Source organism: Synechococcus sp. UW179A (assembly GCF_900473965.1).
Taxonomy (GTDB): Bacteria; Cyanobacteriota; Cyanobacteriia; order PCC-6307; family Cyanobiaceae; genus Synechococcus_C.
In genome coordinates this window covers 12,833-30,704 of record NZ_UCNJ01000032.1, presented here as the reverse complement: position 1 = coordinate 30,704, position 17,872 = coordinate 12,833, and the positions used below count along the sequence as shown (strand labels likewise).

At 57.5% G+C, this 17,872-nt stretch carries 24 protein-coding genes; 12 read left to right on the top strand and 12 right to left on the bottom strand.

Translation table 11 applies throughout. From position 1 onward, the window contains the following. The first annotated feature begins 52 nt into the window (after positions 1 to 52). Positions 53 to 565 (top strand): DNA recombination-mediator protein A, encoded by a 513-nt coding sequence (locus DXY31_RS14365; RefSeq protein WP_114994424.1) that lies wholly within the window; start codon positions 53 to 55, stop codon positions 563 to 565. A 3-nt stretch (positions 566 to 568) separates the two neighbouring features. On the opposite strand, the gene DXY31_RS14360 is transcribed toward DXY31_RS14365, so the two are convergent. Continuing rightward, positions 569 to 1,012: an NfeD family protein gene (locus tag DXY31_RS14360; RefSeq protein WP_114994423.1), complete on the bottom strand. Its 444-nt coding sequence runs from the start codon at positions 1,010 to 1,012 to the stop codon at positions 569 to 571. Between the two features lie 59 nt (positions 1,013 to 1,071). On the opposite strand from DXY31_RS14360, the gene DXY31_RS14355 reads away from it, so the two are divergent. After that, positions 1,072 to 1,986, top strand: coding sequence for an SPFH domain-containing protein (locus DXY31_RS14355; protein WP_114994422.1), 915 nt, complete (start codon positions 1,072 to 1,074; stop codon positions 1,984 to 1,986). On the opposite strand, the gene DXY31_RS14350 is transcribed toward DXY31_RS14355, so the two are convergent. Next, on the bottom strand, positions 1,983 to 2,435 hold the full coding sequence (locus DXY31_RS14350; RefSeq protein WP_114994719.1) for an MAPEG family protein: 453 nt from the start codon (positions 2,433 to 2,435) through the stop codon (positions 1,983 to 1,985). The two genes, DXY31_RS14355 and DXY31_RS14350, sit on opposite strands and share 4 nt — an antisense overlap. Positions 2,436 to 2,667: 232 nt before the next feature. Between DXY31_RS14350 and DXY31_RS14345 the strand changes: the two genes are divergently transcribed. Next, the gene (locus DXY31_RS14345; protein ID WP_114994421.1) at positions 2,668 to 3,162 is read left to right on the top strand and encodes a YajQ family cyclic di-GMP-binding protein; all 495 of its coding nucleotides are present in this window, start codon (positions 2,668 to 2,670) and stop codon (positions 3,160 to 3,162) included. Positions 3,163 to 3,165: 3 nt separating this feature from the next. On the opposite strand, the gene DXY31_RS14340 is transcribed toward DXY31_RS14345, so the two are convergent. From DXY31_RS14340 to xth, 3 genes are all read right to left on the bottom strand, one after another. After that, entirely contained in the window at positions 3,166 to 4,461 is a 1,296-nt protein-coding gene (locus DXY31_RS14340; RefSeq protein WP_114994420.1) for a carbohydrate porin, read from the bottom strand. 22 nt (positions 4,462 to 4,483) lie between these two features. Next, positions 4,484 to 5,785 (bottom strand): glutamate-1-semialdehyde 2,1-aminomutase, encoded by a 1,302-nt coding sequence (hemL, locus tag DXY31_RS14335; RefSeq protein WP_114994419.1) that lies wholly within the window; start codon positions 5,783 to 5,785, stop codon positions 4,484 to 4,486. A 320-nt stretch (positions 5,786 to 6,105) separates the two neighbouring features. Further along, positions 6,106 to 6,948 carry an exodeoxyribonuclease III gene (gene xth / locus DXY31_RS14330; protein ID WP_114994418.1) on the bottom strand — a complete coding sequence of 281 codons (843 nt, stop codon included), beginning with the start codon at positions 6,946 to 6,948 and terminating at the stop codon, positions 6,106 to 6,108. A gap of 62 nt (positions 6,949 to 7,010) precedes the next feature. Between xth and DXY31_RS14325 the strand changes: the two genes are divergently transcribed. Further along, complete coding sequence (locus DXY31_RS14325) at positions 7,011 to 7,307, top strand: hypothetical protein (RefSeq protein ID WP_114994417.1); 297 nt, start codon at positions 7,011 to 7,013, stop codon at positions 7,305 to 7,307. Here DXY31_RS14325 and DXY31_RS14320 read toward each other — a convergent pair. Beyond that, positions 7,285 to 8,004: a lipopolysaccharide assembly protein LapB gene (locus DXY31_RS14320; protein WP_114994416.1), complete on the bottom strand. Its 720-nt coding sequence runs from the start codon at positions 8,002 to 8,004 to the stop codon at positions 7,285 to 7,287. The genes DXY31_RS14325 and DXY31_RS14320 overlap by 23 nt on opposite strands. 86 nt (positions 8,005 to 8,090) lie before the next feature. Here DXY31_RS14320 and DXY31_RS14315 point away from each other — a divergent pair, with 86 nt between their 5' ends. From DXY31_RS14315 to DXY31_RS14300, 4 genes are read left to right on the top strand one after another with little or no spacing between them, the layout of a single operon-like run. Continuing rightward, positions 8,091 to 8,741, top strand: coding sequence for a hypothetical protein (locus DXY31_RS14315; RefSeq protein ID WP_114994718.1), 651 nt, complete (start codon positions 8,091 to 8,093; stop codon positions 8,739 to 8,741). Continuing rightward, entirely contained in the window at positions 8,741 to 9,379 is a 639-nt protein-coding gene (locus DXY31_RS14310) for a hypothetical protein (protein ID WP_114994415.1), read from the top strand. Before DXY31_RS14315 ends, DXY31_RS14310 begins: the two co-directional genes overlap by 1 nt. Beyond that, the gene (larC, locus tag DXY31_RS14305; RefSeq protein WP_114994414.1) at positions 9,376 to 10,611 is read left to right on the top strand and encodes a nickel pincer cofactor biosynthesis protein LarC; all 1,236 of its coding nucleotides are present in this window, start codon (positions 9,376 to 9,378) and stop codon (positions 10,609 to 10,611) included. Before DXY31_RS14310 ends, larC begins: the two co-directional genes overlap by 4 nt. Beyond that, positions 10,605 to 11,597: a lysylphosphatidylglycerol synthase domain-containing protein gene (locus tag DXY31_RS14300; protein WP_114994413.1), complete on the top strand. Its 993-nt coding sequence runs from the start codon at positions 10,605 to 10,607 to the stop codon at positions 11,595 to 11,597. The genes larC and DXY31_RS14300 overlap by 7 nt, the downstream gene beginning before the upstream one ends. Here DXY31_RS14300 and DXY31_RS14295 read toward each other — a convergent pair. Beyond that, positions 11,552 to 12,490 carry a cation diffusion facilitator family transporter gene (locus DXY31_RS14295; RefSeq protein WP_114994412.1) on the bottom strand — a complete coding sequence of 313 codons (939 nt, stop codon included), beginning with the start codon at positions 12,488 to 12,490 and terminating at the stop codon, positions 11,552 to 11,554. The genes DXY31_RS14300 and DXY31_RS14295 overlap by 46 nt on opposite strands. On the opposite strand from DXY31_RS14295, the gene DXY31_RS14290 reads away from it, so the two are divergent. After that, positions 12,401 to 13,549, top strand: coding sequence for an esterase-like activity of phytase family protein (locus DXY31_RS14290; RefSeq protein WP_244279840.1), 1,149 nt, complete (start codon positions 12,401 to 12,403; stop codon positions 13,547 to 13,549). The two genes, DXY31_RS14295 and DXY31_RS14290, sit on opposite strands and share 90 nt — an antisense overlap. 9 nt (positions 13,550 to 13,558) lie before the next feature. On the opposite strand, the gene DXY31_RS14285 is transcribed toward DXY31_RS14290, so the two are convergent. The 5 genes from DXY31_RS14285 to DXY31_RS14275 all read right to left on the bottom strand — a co-directional run bounded on the left by DXY31_RS14285 (position 13,559) and on the right by DXY31_RS14275 (position 16,996). Next, a complete protein-coding gene (locus DXY31_RS14285) occupies positions 13,559 to 15,112 on the bottom strand; it encodes an iron ABC transporter permease (protein WP_114994411.1) in 1,554 nt (517 codons plus the stop codon). Between the two features lie 7 nt (positions 15,113 to 15,119). Then, positions 15,120 to 15,266, bottom strand: a complete 147-nt coding sequence (locus DXY31_RS17135) for a hypothetical protein (protein ID WP_170953725.1) — start codon at positions 15,264 to 15,266, stop codon at positions 15,120 to 15,122. A gap of 108 nt (positions 15,267 to 15,374) precedes the next feature. Then, positions 15,375 to 15,521, bottom strand: coding sequence for a hypothetical protein (locus DXY31_RS17130; RefSeq protein ID WP_170953724.1), 147 nt, complete (start codon positions 15,519 to 15,521; stop codon positions 15,375 to 15,377). A gap of 64 nt (positions 15,522 to 15,585) precedes the next feature. Continuing rightward, positions 15,586 to 16,677, bottom strand: a complete 1,092-nt coding sequence (locus DXY31_RS14280) for a GTP-binding protein (RefSeq protein WP_114994410.1) — start codon at positions 16,675 to 16,677, stop codon at positions 15,586 to 15,588. 37 nt (positions 16,678 to 16,714) lie between these two features. Further along, the gene (locus DXY31_RS14275; protein WP_114994409.1) at positions 16,715 to 16,996 is read right to left on the bottom strand and encodes a 4a-hydroxytetrahydrobiopterin dehydratase; all 282 of its coding nucleotides are present in this window, start codon (positions 16,994 to 16,996) and stop codon (positions 16,715 to 16,717) included. Positions 16,997 to 17,033: 37 nt separating this feature from the next. Here DXY31_RS14275 and DXY31_RS14270 point away from each other — a divergent pair, with 37 nt between their 5' ends. The 3 genes from DXY31_RS14270 (at position 17,034) to DXY31_RS14265 (ending at position 17,797) form a co-directional block, all read left to right on the top strand. Next, on the top strand, positions 17,034 to 17,303 hold the full coding sequence (locus DXY31_RS14270; RefSeq protein ID WP_244279838.1) for a hypothetical protein: 270 nt from the start codon (positions 17,034 to 17,036) through the stop codon (positions 17,301 to 17,303). A gap of 67 nt (positions 17,304 to 17,370) precedes the next feature. Next, positions 17,371 to 17,514 (top strand): hypothetical protein, encoded by a 144-nt coding sequence (locus DXY31_RS17125; RefSeq protein WP_170953723.1) that lies wholly within the window; start codon positions 17,371 to 17,373, stop codon positions 17,512 to 17,514. A 76-nt stretch (positions 17,515 to 17,590) separates the two neighbouring features. After that, positions 17,591 to 17,797, top strand: a complete 207-nt coding sequence (locus tag DXY31_RS14265) for a hypothetical protein (protein WP_244279836.1) — start codon at positions 17,591 to 17,593, stop codon at positions 17,795 to 17,797. Positions 17,798 to 17,872 lie beyond the last annotated feature (75 nt).

Below are 17,872 nucleotides of genomic sequence, written 5' to 3'. Positions count from 1 at the left end.
GTCCCGACAGGGTTCACCGCTGCTAGCTTCTAGGAACGCTCGCAGGTAGTCATTGAGCCGATCCCTTGATCTTCCTGCAATGGACAGGGTGGACACCCTTGCGCAGGAATTGGCCTTGCTCCAGGACAAGGGAGCGCGGAGGATTGCCATCCTCGGCAGCCGCCATGTTCCTGTGGTCGCCATCCATCTGATCGAGCTGATCGCCCGATCGCTTGCTCAGGAAGGCCACTCTTTGGTCACCTCAGGCGCGCAGGGGGTCAATGCTGCAGTAATTAGAGGCGTTCTAGCCGTCGATGCCTCCAAGCTCACTGTTCTTTTGCCTCAGAGTCTCAGTCGTCAGGCGCCTGAGATCCGCGATCAGTTGGAGAGTGTTCTACATCTGATCGAAAAGCCTGAGCACGACGATCTGCCTTTGCCAATGGCAAGCAGCCTCTGTAATCAGGACATCATTAGCCGTTGTGATCAACTGATCTGCCTGGCCTTCCATGACAGCGAAACACTTCTTGCCAGCTGTCGGAATGCCGAGGATATGGGGAAGGTCGTCAGTCTGCTGTTTTTCGATTGAAGCTCAGGGCGAAGGCGGGGTCGGCAGAACCTTGAGCCGGGTGCCCTCCCTGCTGATCACAAGCACGCGATCTCCAGCCTGAAGGGGAGTCTCCACATCCAGTGAGCTGGCCGCCCAGCTTTGACCATGCCAGCGAACCCTGCCTTCTCCTCCGGGCTGAATCGTGGCAAGCACCTCGGCTGTGTCGTCCTTTAAGCGTCGACGTCCCGGTCTTGGATTGCGTTGGGCAGACCAGCGGCTCAGCCAAAGCGTTCCCAGCAAGGTGATGAGACTGAACAGCATGATCTGAATCCAGACCTGCAGCGGCAGCAAGGCCGTCAGCACAGACACGACAAGACCTGCCAGGACGGCGAACATCAGCCCGTCGAAACTGGGTTGCATGAGCTCCACGATCAGCAGCACGCCTGCCACCAGCAACCAGATCAAAGGACTCCAAACAGGTGGCATGACAGGTGGCTTGTTCGTCTCACTTTGGGGACTAGCGTCGCCTCAGACATCGAATCGTCATGGAAGCGCTGCTGAGCCTGCCTGCACTGATCCTGATCGCACTTCTTGGCAGTGGCAGCGTCAAGGTCACCAGCGGGGGGCGTTCGCGTCTCGTTGAGCGGCTCGGCAAGTACGACCGTGAGCTGCAACCTGGGCTTTCTGTCGTGATTCCAGTGGTCGAACGCGTGGTGAGTCACGAGTCACTGAAAGAACGGGTGCTAGATATTCCCCCCCAGCTCTGCATCACCCGAGACAATGTTTCTATCGAGGTCGATGCGGTGGTGTATTGGCAGTTGCTTGAGCATTCCCAGGCGTATTACGCCGTTGACAATCTGCAGGCAGCGATGGTGAACCTGGTGTTGACCCAGATTCGTGCCGAGATGGGCAAGCTGGATCTTGACCAGACCTTTACAACCCGCAGTGAAGTCAATGAGCTTCTGCTGAAGGAACTTGATGAAGCAACCGATCCCTGGGGAGTGAAAGTAACCCGCGTTGAAATGCGCGACATCAACCCATCTCCGGGAGTCAAGCAGGCCATGGAGGCTCAGATGACTGCCGAACGGGAAAAGCGAGCTGCGATTCTGCGTTCCGAGGGAGAAAAGGAAGCCCAATTGAATGAGGCGCGAGGCCGTGCGGAGGCTCTCGTTCTTGATGCCCGTGCCCAGAAGGAGGCAATCCTGCTTGAGGCTGAAGCTCAGGCCAAGCAGCAAGGTGTAATGGCTGAAGCGAAGTCCGAAGCGGCACGCGTCATGGCCAGGGCACTGTCCGAGAGCCCGGAAGCGGAAGAGGCTGTTCGGCTGATGCTTGCTGAGACCTGGATGGCCATGGGGCAGCGTATGGCCGACTCGCCAGCCGGCAGCGTGCTGATGGTGGATCCCCAGTCGCCTGCATCACTGCTTGCAGCCCTGAAGCAATTTCAGCAGGGCAAGAGTTAAGTGATCAGCAGAGCTTTGACTCCCTCGATGTAGAGGATGCCGGTGCAAACTAGGGCGCCGGCCCAGCACAGTCCTCTCAGGGGCGGAACATTGGCCACATAGGCCGGCAGATAAATCAGACGCAGTACGGGCTGGAGCAACGCTGCGGGAATGGCAAGCCCTTGAAGTGGTCCGCTCTGAAGCACGGCGATCAGGGCTAGAAGTGCTGCTGGAGCATGCAGGCTGAACGCTTCAAAGCTGTTCTGATGCGCCCAGCTAGCCCGTTTCCCCCACTCGGGAAGACGGTCGAACATGGCCCTGGGAGCCTTCATGTCGTCGAGGGTGAAATCAGCCTGTGAACGGGCAGCACCCAGGGGAATGATGCTGGCGATCACTACAGCTCCCGAGAACACGAGCGACAAGGCATAGGGCGCCGAGGGTGTCTGGGTGAGAAGGTCCGTGATGAACACAATCAAGGCAATCGCGGTTGAAACGATAGTGATCGACTTTCGATCGACGCGGTTAATCCGACTGGATCACTAAGTCGTCTGCGTCCGTCTTCCTTCTGGCTGCCTGAAGCGGGGTTTGGAACGGGGTTGCTGATTGAAGATGACGCTTCTCTGGCTATCCGTCTGTTGTCAGATCTCCTGTTGAGAGTGGCTTCAAGAGCATTGCTAACCTTCAACCACTAACGATTGTTCAATGGCTTCGTATTCATTTGATGTGGTCTCTGATTTTGACCGTCAGGAGTTGGTGAATACGCTTGATCAAGTTCGTAGGGACGTTTCTCAGCGTTATGACCTTAAGGATTCTGGTACAGAGATCGATCTTGAAGACACCGCGATTGTGATCACTACGGCCAGTGATATGACCCTTCAAGCTGTTGAAGATATTCTGCGAGCCAAGGCGACAAAAAGAAATCTCTCTTTGAAGATCTTTGATTTCCAGCCGGCGGAGTCGGTGGGTGGTAATCGTGTGCAGCAGACTGTTCAATTGAAGAAGGGACTCAGTCAGGAACTTGCCAAGAAAATGAGCAAGATGGTGCGTGACGAGCTCAAGAAAGTCACCGTGGCCATTCAAGGTGACAGTCTCAGAGTGACAGGTAAGAGCAAGGATGATCTCCAGCAGGTGATTCAGTTATTACGTTCAAGAGAAGACGAGCTGGATGTGCCGCTTCAGTTTGAGAACTATCGCTGACTTTTAAAGACTCAAATTGATTTGCACGCCTCCGGCCCAGATGCCTGGAACTTTGCCCTCTCCACCTGGATTGATAATCCATTGCATCACTGGCTGAATTTGCAAAATCTCTGAAACATAAAACGAATAATTCAATTCGATTGTGCCCTCATAACTCAGCCCAGGGTTGATGGTCGGGCTGAAACTGGTTCGACCAAGACCGAGTGCAAGCACATCAAGTGGTCTGCTAGGAATGATTCCTTGGCTTAGCCACCCACCTGCGATAAAGGTCGGGTAAGGATTATTGGCAGGGTCGAAGCTGACGGTGCCACCAGCCCAGACTCGATTGTCGAGCCCGACTGGCAGATCAAAAGGCCAAGTGAGCGATCCGTAAATGCCGCGGTTGATTCCTTCTCCCAACTCATTTGCATTGTCGACTAAGAGGCGAGTTGATGAGAAATAGCCACCGAGCTGAACTTCAGGCAGTGGTAACTGTCTGATCACAGTATCTTTCGTATTGGGAATATTGATCTCTGCCGAAAGATCAGTTCTGGATCGCAGAGGATTGGTTGTCCATTGCAGAGCCTGTGCGCCGCCCTGCACATTGGGGATTCCTGGATCAACACCAAGGCTTGCCGCAATACTGGTCTGAGGATTCAGGTAGAAGTAGGCATACTCCAGTGAACCAAGAGATTCTGAATAAGCCTGAAATTTAACTCCAGGTGCTACGAAGGGATCAATCGGTACTCCCACAATCAGCAGGTTTAAGGTGTTGTTGAGGACTGAGCTGATGTAACTGCCCATGGCAGGAGCAGAAATAAAGCCTGGTTCTCCAGCCATAACTGGATCCAGCGACATCACCCCAAGCTCTGCTTGCCACCAGCTTTCACCGCGATTTCTGACAACCGAGGCTTCGGTGATCCAGGTCCCTACAGGATTCACCAGGGTCTGCAGTGTGAAAGCGGATCCCAAATCCGTATTCAGATCGGGGTTGCCGGCATCATTGGTCAGCTGCACATTGAGCTGCCAGTGGTCCAGTTCATCCCAATCCTGCTGGCTCTTGCCAAAACCGCTGCTCAGGGATAAATCGAGCACCACAGCCTGATACCAGCTCGCGGCTGAAGGATTGGCACCACCGGTGATGCCTGCCATTGGCTCTGCCGTGTAGTCGATGCTGAGATCGATCCATTCAGGCAGCTCCAACCATGTCTGCAGTGGGCCTGCGCGGCTGGGAGACCCCTGCAGTGAAGCGACCACGAGGGTCAGTCCGATTAACGCCTTTCTGAGCTGGGTCGCCACGCCGATGCTGGGATGTGGCATAGAGACGAGCCTGATTCAGAATTCAGGCGACAGCAGCGAAGCTTTCACGGAACGCCTTAATCGTGGCTTCGATGTCCGCATCCGAATGGGCTAGAGAGGTGAAACCGGCTTCGAAGGCTGATGGAGCCAGGTAAACGCCTCGTTCAAGCATGGCGCGATGCAATTTTCCAAAGCGTTCAGCATCCGTTGCCTTCGCCTCTTCGAAGTTGCGCACAGGCCCCTCGCACAAGAAAAAGCCGAACATGGCACTCACGCTCCCGGTCGTGATCGGAAGGCCGGCAGAGGTTGCTGCCTCCTGGATGCCAGCTACCAGTTTCTCAGTGGTGGCGGTGAGTTTTTCGTAGCTACCGGGCTGTTTCAGAAGCTCAAGCGTTTTGATCCCAGCTGTCATGGCGAGGGGATTTCCGCTCAGTGTGCCGGCCTGGTACATGGGGCCCGCAGGAGCCACCATCTCCATGATCTCCCGTCGTCCTCCGTAGGCCCCTACAGGTAAACCCCCACCAATCACTTTGCCCATGGTGGTGAGATCAGGGGTGACACCGAAGTGGGCCTGCGCACCGCCGTAACTGATGCGGAAGCCCGTCATGACCTCGTCAAAGACAAGCAGTGCGCCGTTCTCCTTCGTGAGTTCCCGCAAACCCTCGAGAAAACCAGGCTCAGGCTGGATGAACCCGGCATTGCCAACGATGGGCTCAAGGATCACACCTGAAATGGCATCAGGGTTTTCAGCGAACAGCTGTTTGACCGACTCCAGATCGTTGTACGGCGCAGTGAGGGTATTGGCGGTGGTGCTACGAGGCACCCCAGGTGAGTCAGGCAGGCCGAGGGTGGCCACACCGGAACCGGCCTTCACCAGAAACATGTCCGCATGGCCGTGGTAGCAACCTTCGAACTTGATCACTTTGTCGCGGCCTGTGAAGGCGCGCATCAGCCGTAGGACGGCCATACAGGCTTCTGTGCCGCTGTTCACGAAGCGGACCATCTCCACGCTCGGAACGGCATCGATCACCATCTCGGCCAAGGTGTTCTCGAGAGCGCAAGGGGCTCCGAAGCTGGTGCCTTTCTCGATCGTTTCCTGAAGCGCACTGATGACTTCGGGATGGGCATGGCCACAGATTGCAGGCCCCCAACTTCCGATGTAATCGATGTATTTGTTGTCATCAACGTCCCAGGCGTAGGCGCCCTTGACCCGATCGAAGACGATCGGCTGGCCACCCACAGATTTGAATGCACGCACTGGGGAGCTCACGCCACCAGGCATCAGAGCCTGGGCGGCACTGAACAGCTCCTGGGAGCGACTGGTGTTCAAGCTTGGTGCTGTCACGGGGGCGGATGCCAAGGGGCCGATGCAAACCGTGCCACATCTTGACCCAAGAACGTGCCAAAACGGCTGATCTTTGTACGAAGCGGGGATTCCGGAACTTGTGATACCAGCATCGGCATCGTGTTTTAAACCCTCATCCGTCCATGTCTGGACAGCGTCCACGCTGGATCTGAGCCGATTTCCAGCCTTGTGCAGCTTTGTCTGAGTCGGGTAAGAACGACTTGTTTAAGACTGTGACGGATCGAGGATGAACTGATCTGGACCCTTGCTTTAGGCCGAGCAAGAGAGCTTTTGAACAGCCGTTGCCCTCTGCAGTGGCTTCAATCAGCGACTAAGGAGTACTGATCATCATCGGACTCCTCCTCCAGCTCCCAGGAGAGGTCAACAACCACAGGTGCGTGGTCACTGGGTTGCTCTCGGTCACGCTCCCTTTTGTCGATCTTGCAGCTGAGTGCAAGCTCCTGCAGATCGCAGCTCAGATAGATGTGATCAATTCTCCAACCGCTGTCACGGTTCCATGCACCGCTGCGGTAATCCCACCAGCTCCAGTGGCCGCTACCCGATTCGAACAGGCGGAAGGCGTCCTTGAGATCATCGCCAAGCGCCTGGGCTAAGGCATTGCGCTCGGCATCTGAAGCCATGATTCCCCCGCTGAGACGATCGGGGTCATGTAGGTCTCTGGCTTCAGGTCCGATATTGAAATCACCCACAACGCAGAGGGGCTCATCCCTTGTTTGGGCTGCCCGCAGGTACCTCGCCAGGCATGCAAGCCAGTTCAATTTGTAGCCGTATTTCTCAGATTTGAGGCTGGAACCGTTGGGCACGTAGAGATTGACCACCCTGATCCCATCGACCAGAGCACTGATCACCCTCCTCTGCTGACCCAGCTCTTCAGTTTCAGGATCAGCCTTCAGTTCTCCAATGAATCCCATGCGCACGTCCTCCAAGGGATGCCTGCTGATCAGGGCCACTCCGTTGTACGACTTCTGACCATGGAAGCTCACGTTGTATCCCCTTGATTGGAAGGGCTCGAGCGGAAAGAGCGGATCATCAACCTTGGTCTCCTGCAGGGCCAGCAGATCCACGCCGCTCTGCTCCAACCAGCGGATGACATGATCCAGTCGAGTGCGAATCGAATTGACATTCCAGCTCGCGATCTGCACGGAGACCCTGATGCAAATGATTGGAGACCCTTAGCATCGACCGCAACTGAGCATTTGATCCCATGCAATCGCTCCGCGTGACCTCCGGTCTTGCGTTCGCCTTCTGCAGCGCACTGCTTCTGGTTGGCCCTGCAGCTCAGTCACAGACCACGCTTTCACAGCCGAGCGTGATTGAGCGCAACGAGGATCGCGATATTTACAACACACTTCCCGGGGGGGGTAAAAAGAAGGGCTCGGTGCTGGATGTCTCGAACCCCATGGAATTGATGAGGTCTCTGCGTCAGGCGACTTCCATGAACGATGCCACCGATCCAGTTGATGCGATTGATGAGGCTCTCAGGGAGTTGTCACAGCCTTAAGGCCTGACTTGGCTGGTTTGTTCCGTGCCGCTTCGAGAGCCCAGCGCAGTTCAAGTGTCTGTAGATCAGTGCTTGTTGGTGCCAGGTTTTTGTTCAGTGTCCTGGCTTTTCTGAGCAGAGCGATGGCATCGTCCGCTTGACCCTGATCTTTTTTTAGTAGGGCAAACGCCAGCAAGGGTTCTGGTCGTTGGGGGTTGTCATTGATCAGGTTGCGATAGCGATCAGAAGCGTTTTTTAAATCCCCGGACAAGCGCTGCAGATCGGCCAACAGCAAACCCATCTTCAACCGACGTCCAGCCGGCAGAGATTTAAACCGTTCGTTCAGGCGCTTGATTGGCTCTGCACCCTGATCGGTTTCCCTTGCGAGCAGAGCCCAGAAGGTCATCACTTCGAGCCGATCGGGGTGCAGGAGCTGCAATGGCTTCAAGGTGCGGATGGCTGCTTCTCGGTCTCCGTCCTCATACTGCGCGCGAGCCAGCAACACTGACCAGCGCCAGTCGCGCGGATGGTTCTGAACCTGAGTTTTGAGAATCTCCAGACCTGAGACTTGTCTATGGGATGAATGTTTCTGGTTGGTGGTCGAAGAGTGAGTTTCATTCCAGAGATGGGTCACCATCCAGCCGGCGACCACACACAACCCTGCAACTGCACCAACCCTGGCCAGAGTTTTTGTTACTGCACGCCCGTAGCCCGGCACTGTGTTGTGGGAACGCTCCGCCAGTCTGAGGGTCTTTGTCGAAGCTGGCTAGAGTTGCCGCGGGCCAGTGGATGCCCCTGAATCTGATGCGCGACCATCCCATTCCCGCGGTTACCGAGCCGCTGCAATACCGGGCAATCGGCGTCGTGCGCGGAATGTTCCGGCCCGAATCTGAAGATCAGAGCACCCGTGGTCATTTGGTTGATACCGATGGTCAGGAGCTTGATGCTGTTGTTTTGGGCCGCATGCTCACGTTGATGCGTCGTCATCTCGACATGAGCAAGCCTCACCTCTGGGTGGTGTACCCGCGGTGCAGAGAGGCAGGCCAGTTGCATCTCCAAATTGCTGGAATCTGGGAGCCAAGCACCCTGTCACCTTCGGATGAAGATGGAGCCACCACCGACGCGTCCTTGGATGAGCTGCCTGAAGGTGACGATTACTTCTCGATCAGGGGCGAGCTCATCTACACAAAGCCAGAGGCTTCAGAGGTCGTTGTCAAGGTGCGTCAGCAGCCACGAGCGGATGGCTTTCGCCCCTTGCCATTCAAGTTGCAGCTCAGTGGTGATGTGGAGCTTGCGCATCTACGCCATTTCGTCAGCCTCGACGTGCGTCGCCAAGGACAGATGCTTGAAGTGCAGGCCGCTGAAGTGATCGCACCGATGCCAACACGCGGTGGCAAGGGACGTGGTGGTGCCTCCCGCCGTCCTACAGACCGCAGTCGGTCGGCTCGCAACTGATGAACCCATCTCCCGTCTCCACCACCACTGCGGGTCTGGCAGTGGCCAGTTGCACAGGTCTCGCTGTGTTTGGGCCGTTGATTGGGCTATCGCCTGCCTGGATCGCTCTGTTGGTGGGTGGTGGTTTGTTGGGTCTCACCCTCGATGCTTCCCAGCTCGAAGGGATGGGTGGTCATCTCCTAGCCGAAGCCCTCCCTGGAGGACGGATGCGTCTGCGTCGAGTGGCACGCCATGAAGCCGGTCACTGGCTTGTTGCGCGTGAGGAAGAGATGAAGGTGCGGCGCGTGCTGGTGGGTACCCGTCCCTGTTTGGAGGCAGGCCTGCGTTGCAATGGAGCAACCGAATTCGAACTGCCTGATCAGGTGCGTTTACCCATGGAGGATCTGCGCCGCTGGAGCCGTGTCCTTCAGGCGGGAATGGTGGCAGAAACCCTATTCGAGGGATCGGCCCGGGGAGGGGCTGATGACCGGGCGCTGCTGGGCAGGATCTGGGGATTGTCAGGTCAGGATGTGGAAACCGCACAACGAGAACAGCGACGTGCTCGACGTGAGGTGGAGCAGTTGCTGAGGAAGCGTCTTGATGATCTGGATGCAGTCGCTGACAGGCTGCTGGAGGGCCTTGATCCGGAGGTGGCATGAAGCCTGGCGTTGCCGCCTCCTACGTGGTGGATTGCCCGACGGGCCTAGCTGGGGACATGTTGCTGGCGTCCTGTCTGGATTTGGGGGTTTCCCCAGAAGTGATTCACGCGCCGCTGCGCGCTCTGGGGTTTGAGAACAGTTATGGCCTTCGAGTCGAGGAGGCGCGCAACGGAGGTTTGCGGGGCCTGCGACTGGATGTTGAGTTACGGGAGGAACATCCGCCTCATCGCCACTGGGGGGAGTTGCGGCAAAGGATCCTTACTGCTGCGCTCTCTCCCTTATTGCGCGAAAAGGTGTTGTCGGTGTTCACCGCACTCGCTGAAGCCGAGGCAGCCGTGCACGGCATCGCCGCTGAAGAGGTGCATTTCCATGAAGTTGGAGCCATTGACAGCCTTGTGGATGTGGTTGGGGTTTGTGCTGCCATCGAGCATCTCAATCCGATCTCGCTCTGGTGCGTTCCTCCTCCAGCAGGCCGGGGCGGAGTTGCTACGGCTCACGGCCTGCTGCCAGTCCCTGCTCCAGCAGTACTCGAACTGGCGCGACGTCATGTTGTGGAACTGCGCTGGGGCGATGACTGGCCGGAAGCTGAGCTGACAACTCCGACAGGTCTGGCTCTGATGGCTGTGCTGGCAGATGGGTTTGGATGGCCAGAACAGTTAGCTCCCGAGGCAATCGGAACTGGCCTGGGCCATCGTCAGCTGGACCGTCCCAACCTGCTGCGCCTCATCCGTCAGCATCCCCAGGCGCCCACTGCATCCAACCAGCCCCGTTGGCAGGAGCTGACTGTTCAGGAAGCCTGGATTGACGATGTTTCGGCTGAAGCCTTGGCATGGCTGATTCAGCAGCTGCGTGATGCAGGTGCTTTGGATGTGGCCTGTTCTGCGCTGCAGATGAAGAAGGGGCGTCCAGGAACTGCCGTCACGGCTCTGGTGCTGCCCGAGCAGGCAGCGGACCTGCGCCTGATCTGGTGGAGGGATAGTCCAACCCTGGGATTGCGCGAGCGGCGTCAGGGGCGCTGGGTGCTTCCCCGGCGTCGAGGCGTTCTCAGCACTCCTTGGGGTGAGCTGGCGGCCAAGCAAATGTTGAAGCCAGATGGAACTCAGTCCGTGAAGCCCGAGCGGGATGCTCTTCAGCAACTCGCACATCGGGCTGGACTCTCTCCGGAGACTTTGTGGCAGAAGCTTTCACAAGAGAGGCTTCCGTTCAATCCGGAGCAGGAGTGGACATGCTGAAGCGTTTCAGATCCCTGCCTTCACTGAAGCTCCCGGGAGGGCTGAAGCTGTGGATCACCCTGCTAACGCTTGGATTTGTGGGCTGGGCGCTGGCTGGTCATGCCGTGGGACTGCGCTCGCTGTCGATCACAACGCAAGGCTGGTGGTGGCTTGTGTTGGCCCTCGGCCTCAGTTGGCTGAGCTTGCTCGTGAATGCGGGCGCTTGGCAGATGCTCGTGGATTGGCTGGGACATGGCACGGGCTCAATACCGCTGCTGCCTCTGTATCTGAGCAGCAATCTGCTCAAGTACCTGCCCGGCGGGGTGTGGCACTTCCTTCAGCGTGTGCGGGCTTTGGGGCCTTCGATCGGGACGGGGCCCGCACTCGTGTCCGTCTTGCTCGAGCCGATGTTGATGGCGGTGGCGGCCCTGCTCTGGGTGCCCTTCGGTGGTTGGCAGAACGGACTGGCCTTGCTGGCGCCCCTGCCTGCTCTGCTCCTGCTTCCACGCTGGAGAGAGCCCTTGCTTTGCAGGCTTGAACGCAGTCGTTTGCGCCAACTCAACCGCTCCGACGCCACTCTGGCCTCCCTGCCTCCCCTGGAAGAGCTGGGAAGTGGCCGCAAGGATTACCCCTGGGCTCCACTGATGGCGGAGCTGGTGTTCATCGCTTCACGCTTCTCCGGTTTTTGGTGCTGCATTCAGGTCTTTGGGCTGACCCCGGTGCTGCCGATGGGCAGCTGGATGGCAGCCTTTGCCCTGGCCTGGGCCACAGGGCTTGTGGTTCCCGCTGCTCCAGGGGGGCTTGGTGTATTCGAGGCGGTTCTGCTGCTGCGCCTGGGTTCTTCCGTGCCGGAGGCAGCACTCCTCGCCGTGGCACTCAGTTATCGCCTCGTGGTCACTCTTGCGGATCTGCTGGCTGCGGCAGGAGTGAAAATGGATCGTGTGATCGCCCTGCGCGTAACTCAGCTGAGTGATTCTCCGCAGTCTTCATCAAGCTCCTCAAGCTGAACTGTGCAGTGCTCGATGCCTTTGTGGTGCATTGCCTGGCGAACCCCGCTCAGTAGCTCGGGATCCTGATCGCTCAGGCATGCATCCCTCTGCAGGTGAACAGTAAGGGCCACACGCGTTCCACCGATGGACCAAATATGCAGATGATGGACTCCCTGCACCCCTGGCATTGCTTGCAGATCGGCCAAAACGGCGGCTGGATCAATCCGATGGGGAACTTCATCCATCAGCTCGGCGAGGCCATCGCGCAACAACATGATCCCCAGCCATCCCACGCTTAGGCCGACTCCAAGACCTGTGAGGGGATCAATCCATGTCCAGCGGGTGATGGAGGTCACCAAGGCGCTCAGCAGCACCGCCGCTGAGACCGCTGCATCCCCGAGCAGGTGAAGAGCAGCAGCTCGGCGGTTCAGATCACCATGGTGATCTGAACCGAACAGGCGGGCGGAGACCAGGTTCACGACAAGGCCAGCGCCTGCGGCAATGGCGACCGGCCATGCCACTACAAGCTCCGGTTGTCGGAACCGCTGGATGGACTCCACGCAGACCACGGCGGAGGCCATCAGGATTAAAACGGCGTTGGCGACGGCTGCCAGCTGGGTGGAGCGGCCGAAGCCATAACTAAACCGCCCCCTGGCAGGTTTCTGGCTCAGGCTCTCCGCTCCCCAGCCCAGCAGGAGTCCCATCACGTCGCCGACGTTGTGTAGGGCATCGCCGATCAATGCGATCGATCCGAAGGCAATTCCCACGGCGATCTGCAAGCCACTCAGGCTGGCATTGAGCAGAACCGTCCAGCGGAATGCTTGTCGACTTTGTGGGCCGTGGCCGTGGTCGTGGCCGTGGTCGTGGTCGTGGACGTGGTCGTGGACGTTGCTGTGGTGATGATGTTCCAATCGACCTTGGTACCTAAAAACATGATGGCCGCAGCCTTGCCAGCTTTGCCATCGCCAGCACTGGCACTTCCATGCCCTCTGGCAGCTGGCTGGGAGTTGATTCGCAACATTGAACTCCCAGACAGAGGGTTGGATGGAGATCGTGTTGGTGGCTTCTCTGCTGTGGCCTATCAGCGCAAGGAGGACCGTCTCTGGTTGCTGAGCGACGCAACCAGGGGCTACTTGGTGTCTTTCACTGGTCTCAGCCGCCTACTGAAAGGTGAGCAGGCATCCCTGCAAGGTGGTCGACGTCTGCTGTTGAGGGGGCGAGAGGGGTTACCTCTGCAGGCTGAATTTGATGGTGAGGGGCTGGTGCTTATTGGCCAGCAGATCTGGATTGTCAGCGAGGGGCGCCGACGCCCAGAAAGAAGGGCAAGACTTCAGAGTTACAACCTCTTGAATGGACGCCTGCAGAGCGAGGTTCCTCTACTTGGCTCCTGGCAAGAGAGAGGGGGGCAGGGCCTTGCTGCCAACAAAGGGCCTGAAGCTCTCACGCAAATGGCATCCGGTGATCTGGTCATGGCAGCCGAGGCCCCACTGATTCAGGACAAGGCTCAGCAGGGCAAGGACTGGGTGCGGTTCGCTCGTTTGCGCATCGGTGCAGATCATCGGCTTGAGCCCCATGGGGGGGTTGAGATCGGACCCGCGGGTGCTGCGGCAATTCGCAAGCTGGGCTTGACCGAACTGCTGGCCGTGGGAGAAGGCCCAGCAGTTCTGGTGCTACTGCGCAGTTTTGACTTGCCTGCAGGGTGGTCTGCCCATCTCCAGATTCTGCGTCTACCAGGAAGTGATTCACCTTCGGCTCCGCCGATTCAAGCGTTGCAAAGCTGGGATCTGCTGGCCAATGGTCTGCCACCAGCCAACTGGGAGGGGATGGCCTGGGGGCCAGCGATGCGAGACGGACGAATTCCTCTGCTGCTGGTGAGTGATGATGGTTTTCATCCTTTTCAGAGCAGCTGGCTGTCGGTTCTGGCTCCGCAGCGTGGGCCGGATTGTGTGCCCAATCGTTTCGCCTTCTGATCCCGACCTCTACTCCGTATCACGATCCAATCGGGGCACCAGAGCTGATGAAGCAATCAGGCCGAGGATCAGGATCATCAGTGCAGGCCAAACCGCAGCGGCGAGTCGTTCATCACCTGCGTACTGAAAAACTCTCACAGCAAGCGTGTCGAAATCAAAAGGTCGCAGCGCGAATGTGAGCGGCAGTTCCTTCACGGTGTCCACGAACACCAGCAGGCTGCCAACAAGGATCGGGCCTCGTAGAAGCGGCAGATGAACCCTCCTGAGCACGGCCGGCCATCGCAAGCCCAGCCCTGTTGCTGCTTCGTCAAGGCTGGGGGAGAGTCGTTCCAGCGCTGCATCAATGCCACCCTTGTTCACTGCGAGGAAGCGATCGCTGTATCCCCAGAGCAGGAGAAGAATTGGAGAGAGCTGCCAGGGTCCGCCGATCACCAGCAGAGCCAAAGCCAGAACTGCCCCTGGAATGGCGTAGCCCATACCCGCCAGAAAAGTCACACCTCTGAGCCATTTGGCAGGACTCCAGCGTTTGGCAATGGCCAGCAACATTGCGGCCAGGCCCGCCAGCAGGGTCGCTGCCAGTGCGAGGCCCAAAGTGCGCAGGGTGAGCAGCAGCAATTCGGGTGTCAGGCCGGTGGCCAACTGCTGCCAGTTCATTGCGCCCCACAACAGTGGAATGCCAAGCGTGATCAGGGGAGGAACAGCTCCCAGTATTTGGGCTGCAAAGGCCCGACCGCCGCTCAGCATCCATGCAGGAGACTCTCCTCCTGCAACTCCTTCAGACCAGCGGCGGCTGCGGCTGCGCAGTCTGCGTTCGCCGAATAGAAGCAACATCACGATGCAGAGAGTGATCAGAGCAAGACCCACAGCACCAGCGGGATTGCCCTCGATTCTCCAGGCCTCGATAATTCCAGCCGAAAGACTGGGAATGCCGAGCAGTTGCACGGCGCCATATTCATTCAAAACCTCCATGCCCATAAGGGCAATGCCAGCACCGATCGCCGGCAGTGCCATGGGCAGTGCAATCCGCCGGAAACTGTTCCAAGGACCCACTCCCAGCGAACGGCAGGCTTCCAGTTGCCGGCGTCCGCAGATGGTGAAGCTTTCTGTGCTTAACAGGAAGACGTAGGGGTAGGTGGTCAGCGACATCACCACGATTCCCCATCCCATCCCGTTGATGGTGATTCCTTCCAGACTGCCGATATCCACAAGAGTCGCCGCCAGTAGATACGACGGATTAGCCAGTGGTAGCAGCTGGGCAATTCGCAGCCAGCGCCGGCCTGGGAAACGGCAGTTCGCCAGCAGCCAGCCGTTGGCGGTTCCGATCACGCCTCCCATCAGGCTGGTGCCCAACAGCAGCAACACAGTTCCGCGGATCTGGAGCAGACCATCCGGTCTGAGGCTGGCATTGCCGTTGCTCACGCCGCTAAGTCCTTCACCTAGCAAACCGATGACAGGAAGCAGAGCAAGGAACGCAATCGTTACGGCTCCGGCCACCAGCAAAAAGCGGCCTGAGACCAAGCTGCGCGCACGGGCGAGAACTCCTCGCTCCAGAGGATCTGCCATGAAGGATCTATCGCTGTTCAAGCTCGTATGACTTGTAATAACTGGTGATCAGGGGGTCAGCAGGCTTTCGGTTCTGTTCCTTGAAGCCAGCAGGGGTGAGGCTCTCCAGCCGGAACGAATTCGATGTGTAGAGGAAGGAAGGCTGGGAAGACACACAAAGAAGTCGTTTTGAGAAGGGTATTCAATAACCAGGACGCGTGCATCAAAAAACCCTCACGCCGGGTGAGGGTTCTAAAGGTGAAAGCAACTTAAAGCTTGCTGTTCAGCGATCGTTGCGACGAACCGGGATCGGCACGAGTGCCGGCTCCATCAAGCCACCACCGCCATTGTCGTCATCAGAATCAAGCAGTAGCCAGAAGGCAAGCGCCAGAGCCATCAACAAACCACCTGCCGCGAGAACTTCAACCATGCCCTCTCCTCATCGAATGCCACCCTAATCATCTTTTTTGGATACGGGGCAACTTCAGCTCCACTTACTGATCAGTAGGCACGACAACGCACTCCTGGAGCTGATGTCTCAGTGAGTCATGGTCGAGTCCACGACCGATCAAGACCAGTTGGTTCTTGCGGGCTCCATTCCAGTCGCTGTCGTCGATTGAGAACCGTTTGCCAGCTAGGTGGAACACATGACGTCGCTCGCTTTCCTTGAACCAGAGAATTCCTTTCGCTCGAAAAACGCTTTCAGGTAAATGATTGTCGAGAAAATTCTGAAAGGCTCTGAGATCAAAGGGATCACTGCTTGAGAAGGACAGTGATGTGAAGCCTTCGATGGCCAGATGATCAGCGGATCCGTGGTCATGGCTGTGCCCGTGGTCATGGCTGTGCCCGTGGTCATGGCTGTGCCCGTGGTCATGGCTGTGCCCGTGGTCATGGCTGTGCCCGTGGTCATGGCTGTGCCCGTGGTCATGGCTGTGCCCATCGTCATGACCTTCGTTCACCACCCGGTCGGATTCGAACAGACCCACGCTCAGCAGGAGGGGAAGCGGCACATCTCCCTTCACTGAGTGGAGGATGCGCGCATCTTTCTTGACGTCACGTAGCTGTTGTTCGACGTCCTTCACGCGATTTTCATCGACAAGATCGGTCTTGTTGAGCATCAGGATGTCGCCATAGATCACCTGCGATCGTCCGACTTCGCTGGCAATGGCCTCTGCTCCGAAGTTCTCAGCGTCAATCAAGGTGATGATTGAATCCAGCCTCGTTGAATCACGTAGCTCGCTGCCGAGGAATGTCATTGCGACGGGCAGTGGATCTGCCAGACCCGTGGTTTCAACCACAAGGTATTCGACGGGTTTGGGTCTGTTGAGGATTCGGTCCACGGCCTCCAGCAGCTCGCCGTTGATCGAGCAGCAGATGCACCCGTTGCTCAGTTCGACCATGTCCTCATTGGTGCTGACCACCAACTCATTGTCGATTCCGATTTCCCCAAATTCATTGACAAGAACAGCCGTTTTAAGACCCTCCTGATTGCTCAGGATGTGGTTCAACAGTGTTGTTTTCCCTGCTCCGAGAAAGCCAGTGAGAATCGTCACCGGCACTGCGGCTCGCTTCACGCTGGTTGTCATAGAAAAATCCCCTGCCTTATTCCATTTTGGCAGCGGCTCAATGCAGGGCGTCGATGGACCGAGCAAGCTCTGCATCCAGATTGCTGAGTCCTCCCAGGTCGTGGGTGGTTAGTTCGATCGTCACTCGGTTGTAGACATTGCTCCAGTTGGGATGGTGCTGTTTTGATTCCGCCAAGAGGGCAACCCTGGTCATGAAGGCGAATGCCTCACTGAAGTCGCTGAACTGCCACTGGCGTTTGAGGCGTTCATTCCCCACCTGCCACCGCGTCAAGGTTGAGCGAAGGTCTTCACGTTCCTGAAGGCTGAGCAGTGCTGCCATTGGCCATCGTCTCTGAACTTCAGCTTTAGCCTGGAGCGTGAGCAGCGGTTCTGGTCAACAGATGTTCAACAGACTGGTCTGGCTTCTGCTGATCCTTGTTCCAATGGTCAGCGTTTCAGTGCCTCCGGCAAGGGCGCAACGCGTGGTCAAAAAACTCACTGCTGAGTGCCCCATGGGCTACATCGACATGTCGAACGGCAAGTGCAGTGCTCTCGGATTGATGAGCTACACCCTTCGCCCGGCAATGGATGAGAGCTGTCCGTCCGGTTGGAATCCCACGGGTGGTGGCTATTGCCGCAAGGACTGAACGAATCGGCAGATCCGCGAGACAATGAGCTGGTTGAGTGGTCAGCTTGCGGTGGAGGGCTTAGGTCATGACAGATGTCGACTACCTGATCAATCGATTTCACGAACTATTTAGGTGCCAGGATGCCCAGCGCCAGTTGAAACGGCTGACGCTTGAGGAACAGAGGGACCAGGACCGTGGCTCTTCTAAGGATGGTGAAGAGCTGCAATGAGCGGGGTGTCGATCTCGCCCCCGCCTTTGTCCGCCGTTTCAACTAGAACATTCTCGTAGCCAGCTTTAAGGAGATCATGCGACTCCTGTATTTCGCAGCAGTCTTCGCCACGGCCTCCTGGCTAGTCGCTCTTTTGTGGCGCAAGTTCGTCGCTGTCCGACAAGTCAACGTGATTGTTGAATCACCTGAGCGAACAGCCCAGGTCAATGCCCTGGAGAAGGCTCTGCGAGCTGAAGGTGAGGAACCTGATTCCAGTGCGAGCGACGATCAGGAGTTGTCCTGAGGGCGCATGGTTAGAAGGCAGGCCCTCAATGTTCCTCGTTCTGGGGTCTGTGCTCGGATCTCGAAGCTGGTTAAG

Excerpts from the sequence above, each read along its gene's own strand:
- DXY31_RS17125 (WP_170953723.1), top strand. The coding sequence starts at position 17,371 with ATGACAGATGTCGACTACCTGATCAATCGATTTCACGAACTATTTAGG.
- DXY31_RS17130 (WP_170953724.1), bottom strand. The coding sequence starts at position 15,521 with ATGGTTGAAGTTCTCGCGGCAGGTGGTTTGTTGATGGCTCTGGCGCTT.
- DXY31_RS14275 (WP_114994409.1), bottom strand. The coding sequence starts at position 16,996 with ATGGCAGCACTGCTCAGCCTTCAGGAACGTGAAGACCTTCGCTCAACC.
- DXY31_RS14340 (WP_114994420.1), bottom strand. The coding sequence starts at position 4,461 with ATGCCACATCCCAGCATCGGCGTGGCGACCCAGCTCAGAAAGGCGTTA.
- DXY31_RS14280 (WP_114994410.1), bottom strand. The coding sequence starts at position 16,677 with ATGACAACCAGCGTGAAGCGAGCCGCAGTGCCGGTGACGATTCTCACT.
- DXY31_RS14300 (WP_114994413.1), top strand. The coding sequence starts at position 10,605 with ATGCTGAAGCGTTTCAGATCCCTGCCTTCACTGAAGCTCCCGGGAGGG.
- DXY31_RS14345 (WP_114994421.1), top strand. The coding sequence starts at position 2,668 with ATGGCTTCGTATTCATTTGATGTGGTCTCTGATTTTGACCGTCAGGAG.
- DXY31_RS14315 (WP_114994718.1), top strand. The coding sequence starts at position 8,091 with ATGCGCGACCATCCCATTCCCGCGGTTACCGAGCCGCTGCAATACCGG.
- DXY31_RS14325 (WP_114994417.1), top strand. The coding sequence starts at position 7,011 with ATGCAATCGCTCCGCGTGACCTCCGGTCTTGCGTTCGCCTTCTGCAGC.
- DXY31_RS14355 (WP_114994422.1), top strand. The coding sequence starts at position 1,072 with ATGGAAGCGCTGCTGAGCCTGCCTGCACTGATCCTGATCGCACTTCTT.
- larC (WP_114994414.1), top strand. The coding sequence starts at position 9,376 with ATGAAGCCTGGCGTTGCCGCCTCCTACGTGGTGGATTGCCCGACGGGC.
- DXY31_RS14360 (WP_114994423.1), bottom strand. The coding sequence starts at position 1,012 with ATGCCACCTGTTTGGAGTCCTTTGATCTGGTTGCTGGTGGCAGGCGTG.
- DXY31_RS14265 (WP_244279836.1), top strand. The coding sequence starts at position 17,591 with ATGCGACTCCTGTATTTCGCAGCAGTCTTCGCCACGGCCTCCTGGCTA.
- DXY31_RS14310 (WP_114994415.1), top strand. The coding sequence starts at position 8,741 with ATGAACCCATCTCCCGTCTCCACCACCACTGCGGGTCTGGCAGTGGCC.
- DXY31_RS14285 (WP_114994411.1), bottom strand. The coding sequence starts at position 15,112 with ATGGCAGATCCTCTGGAGCGAGGAGTTCTCGCCCGTGCGCGCAGCTTG.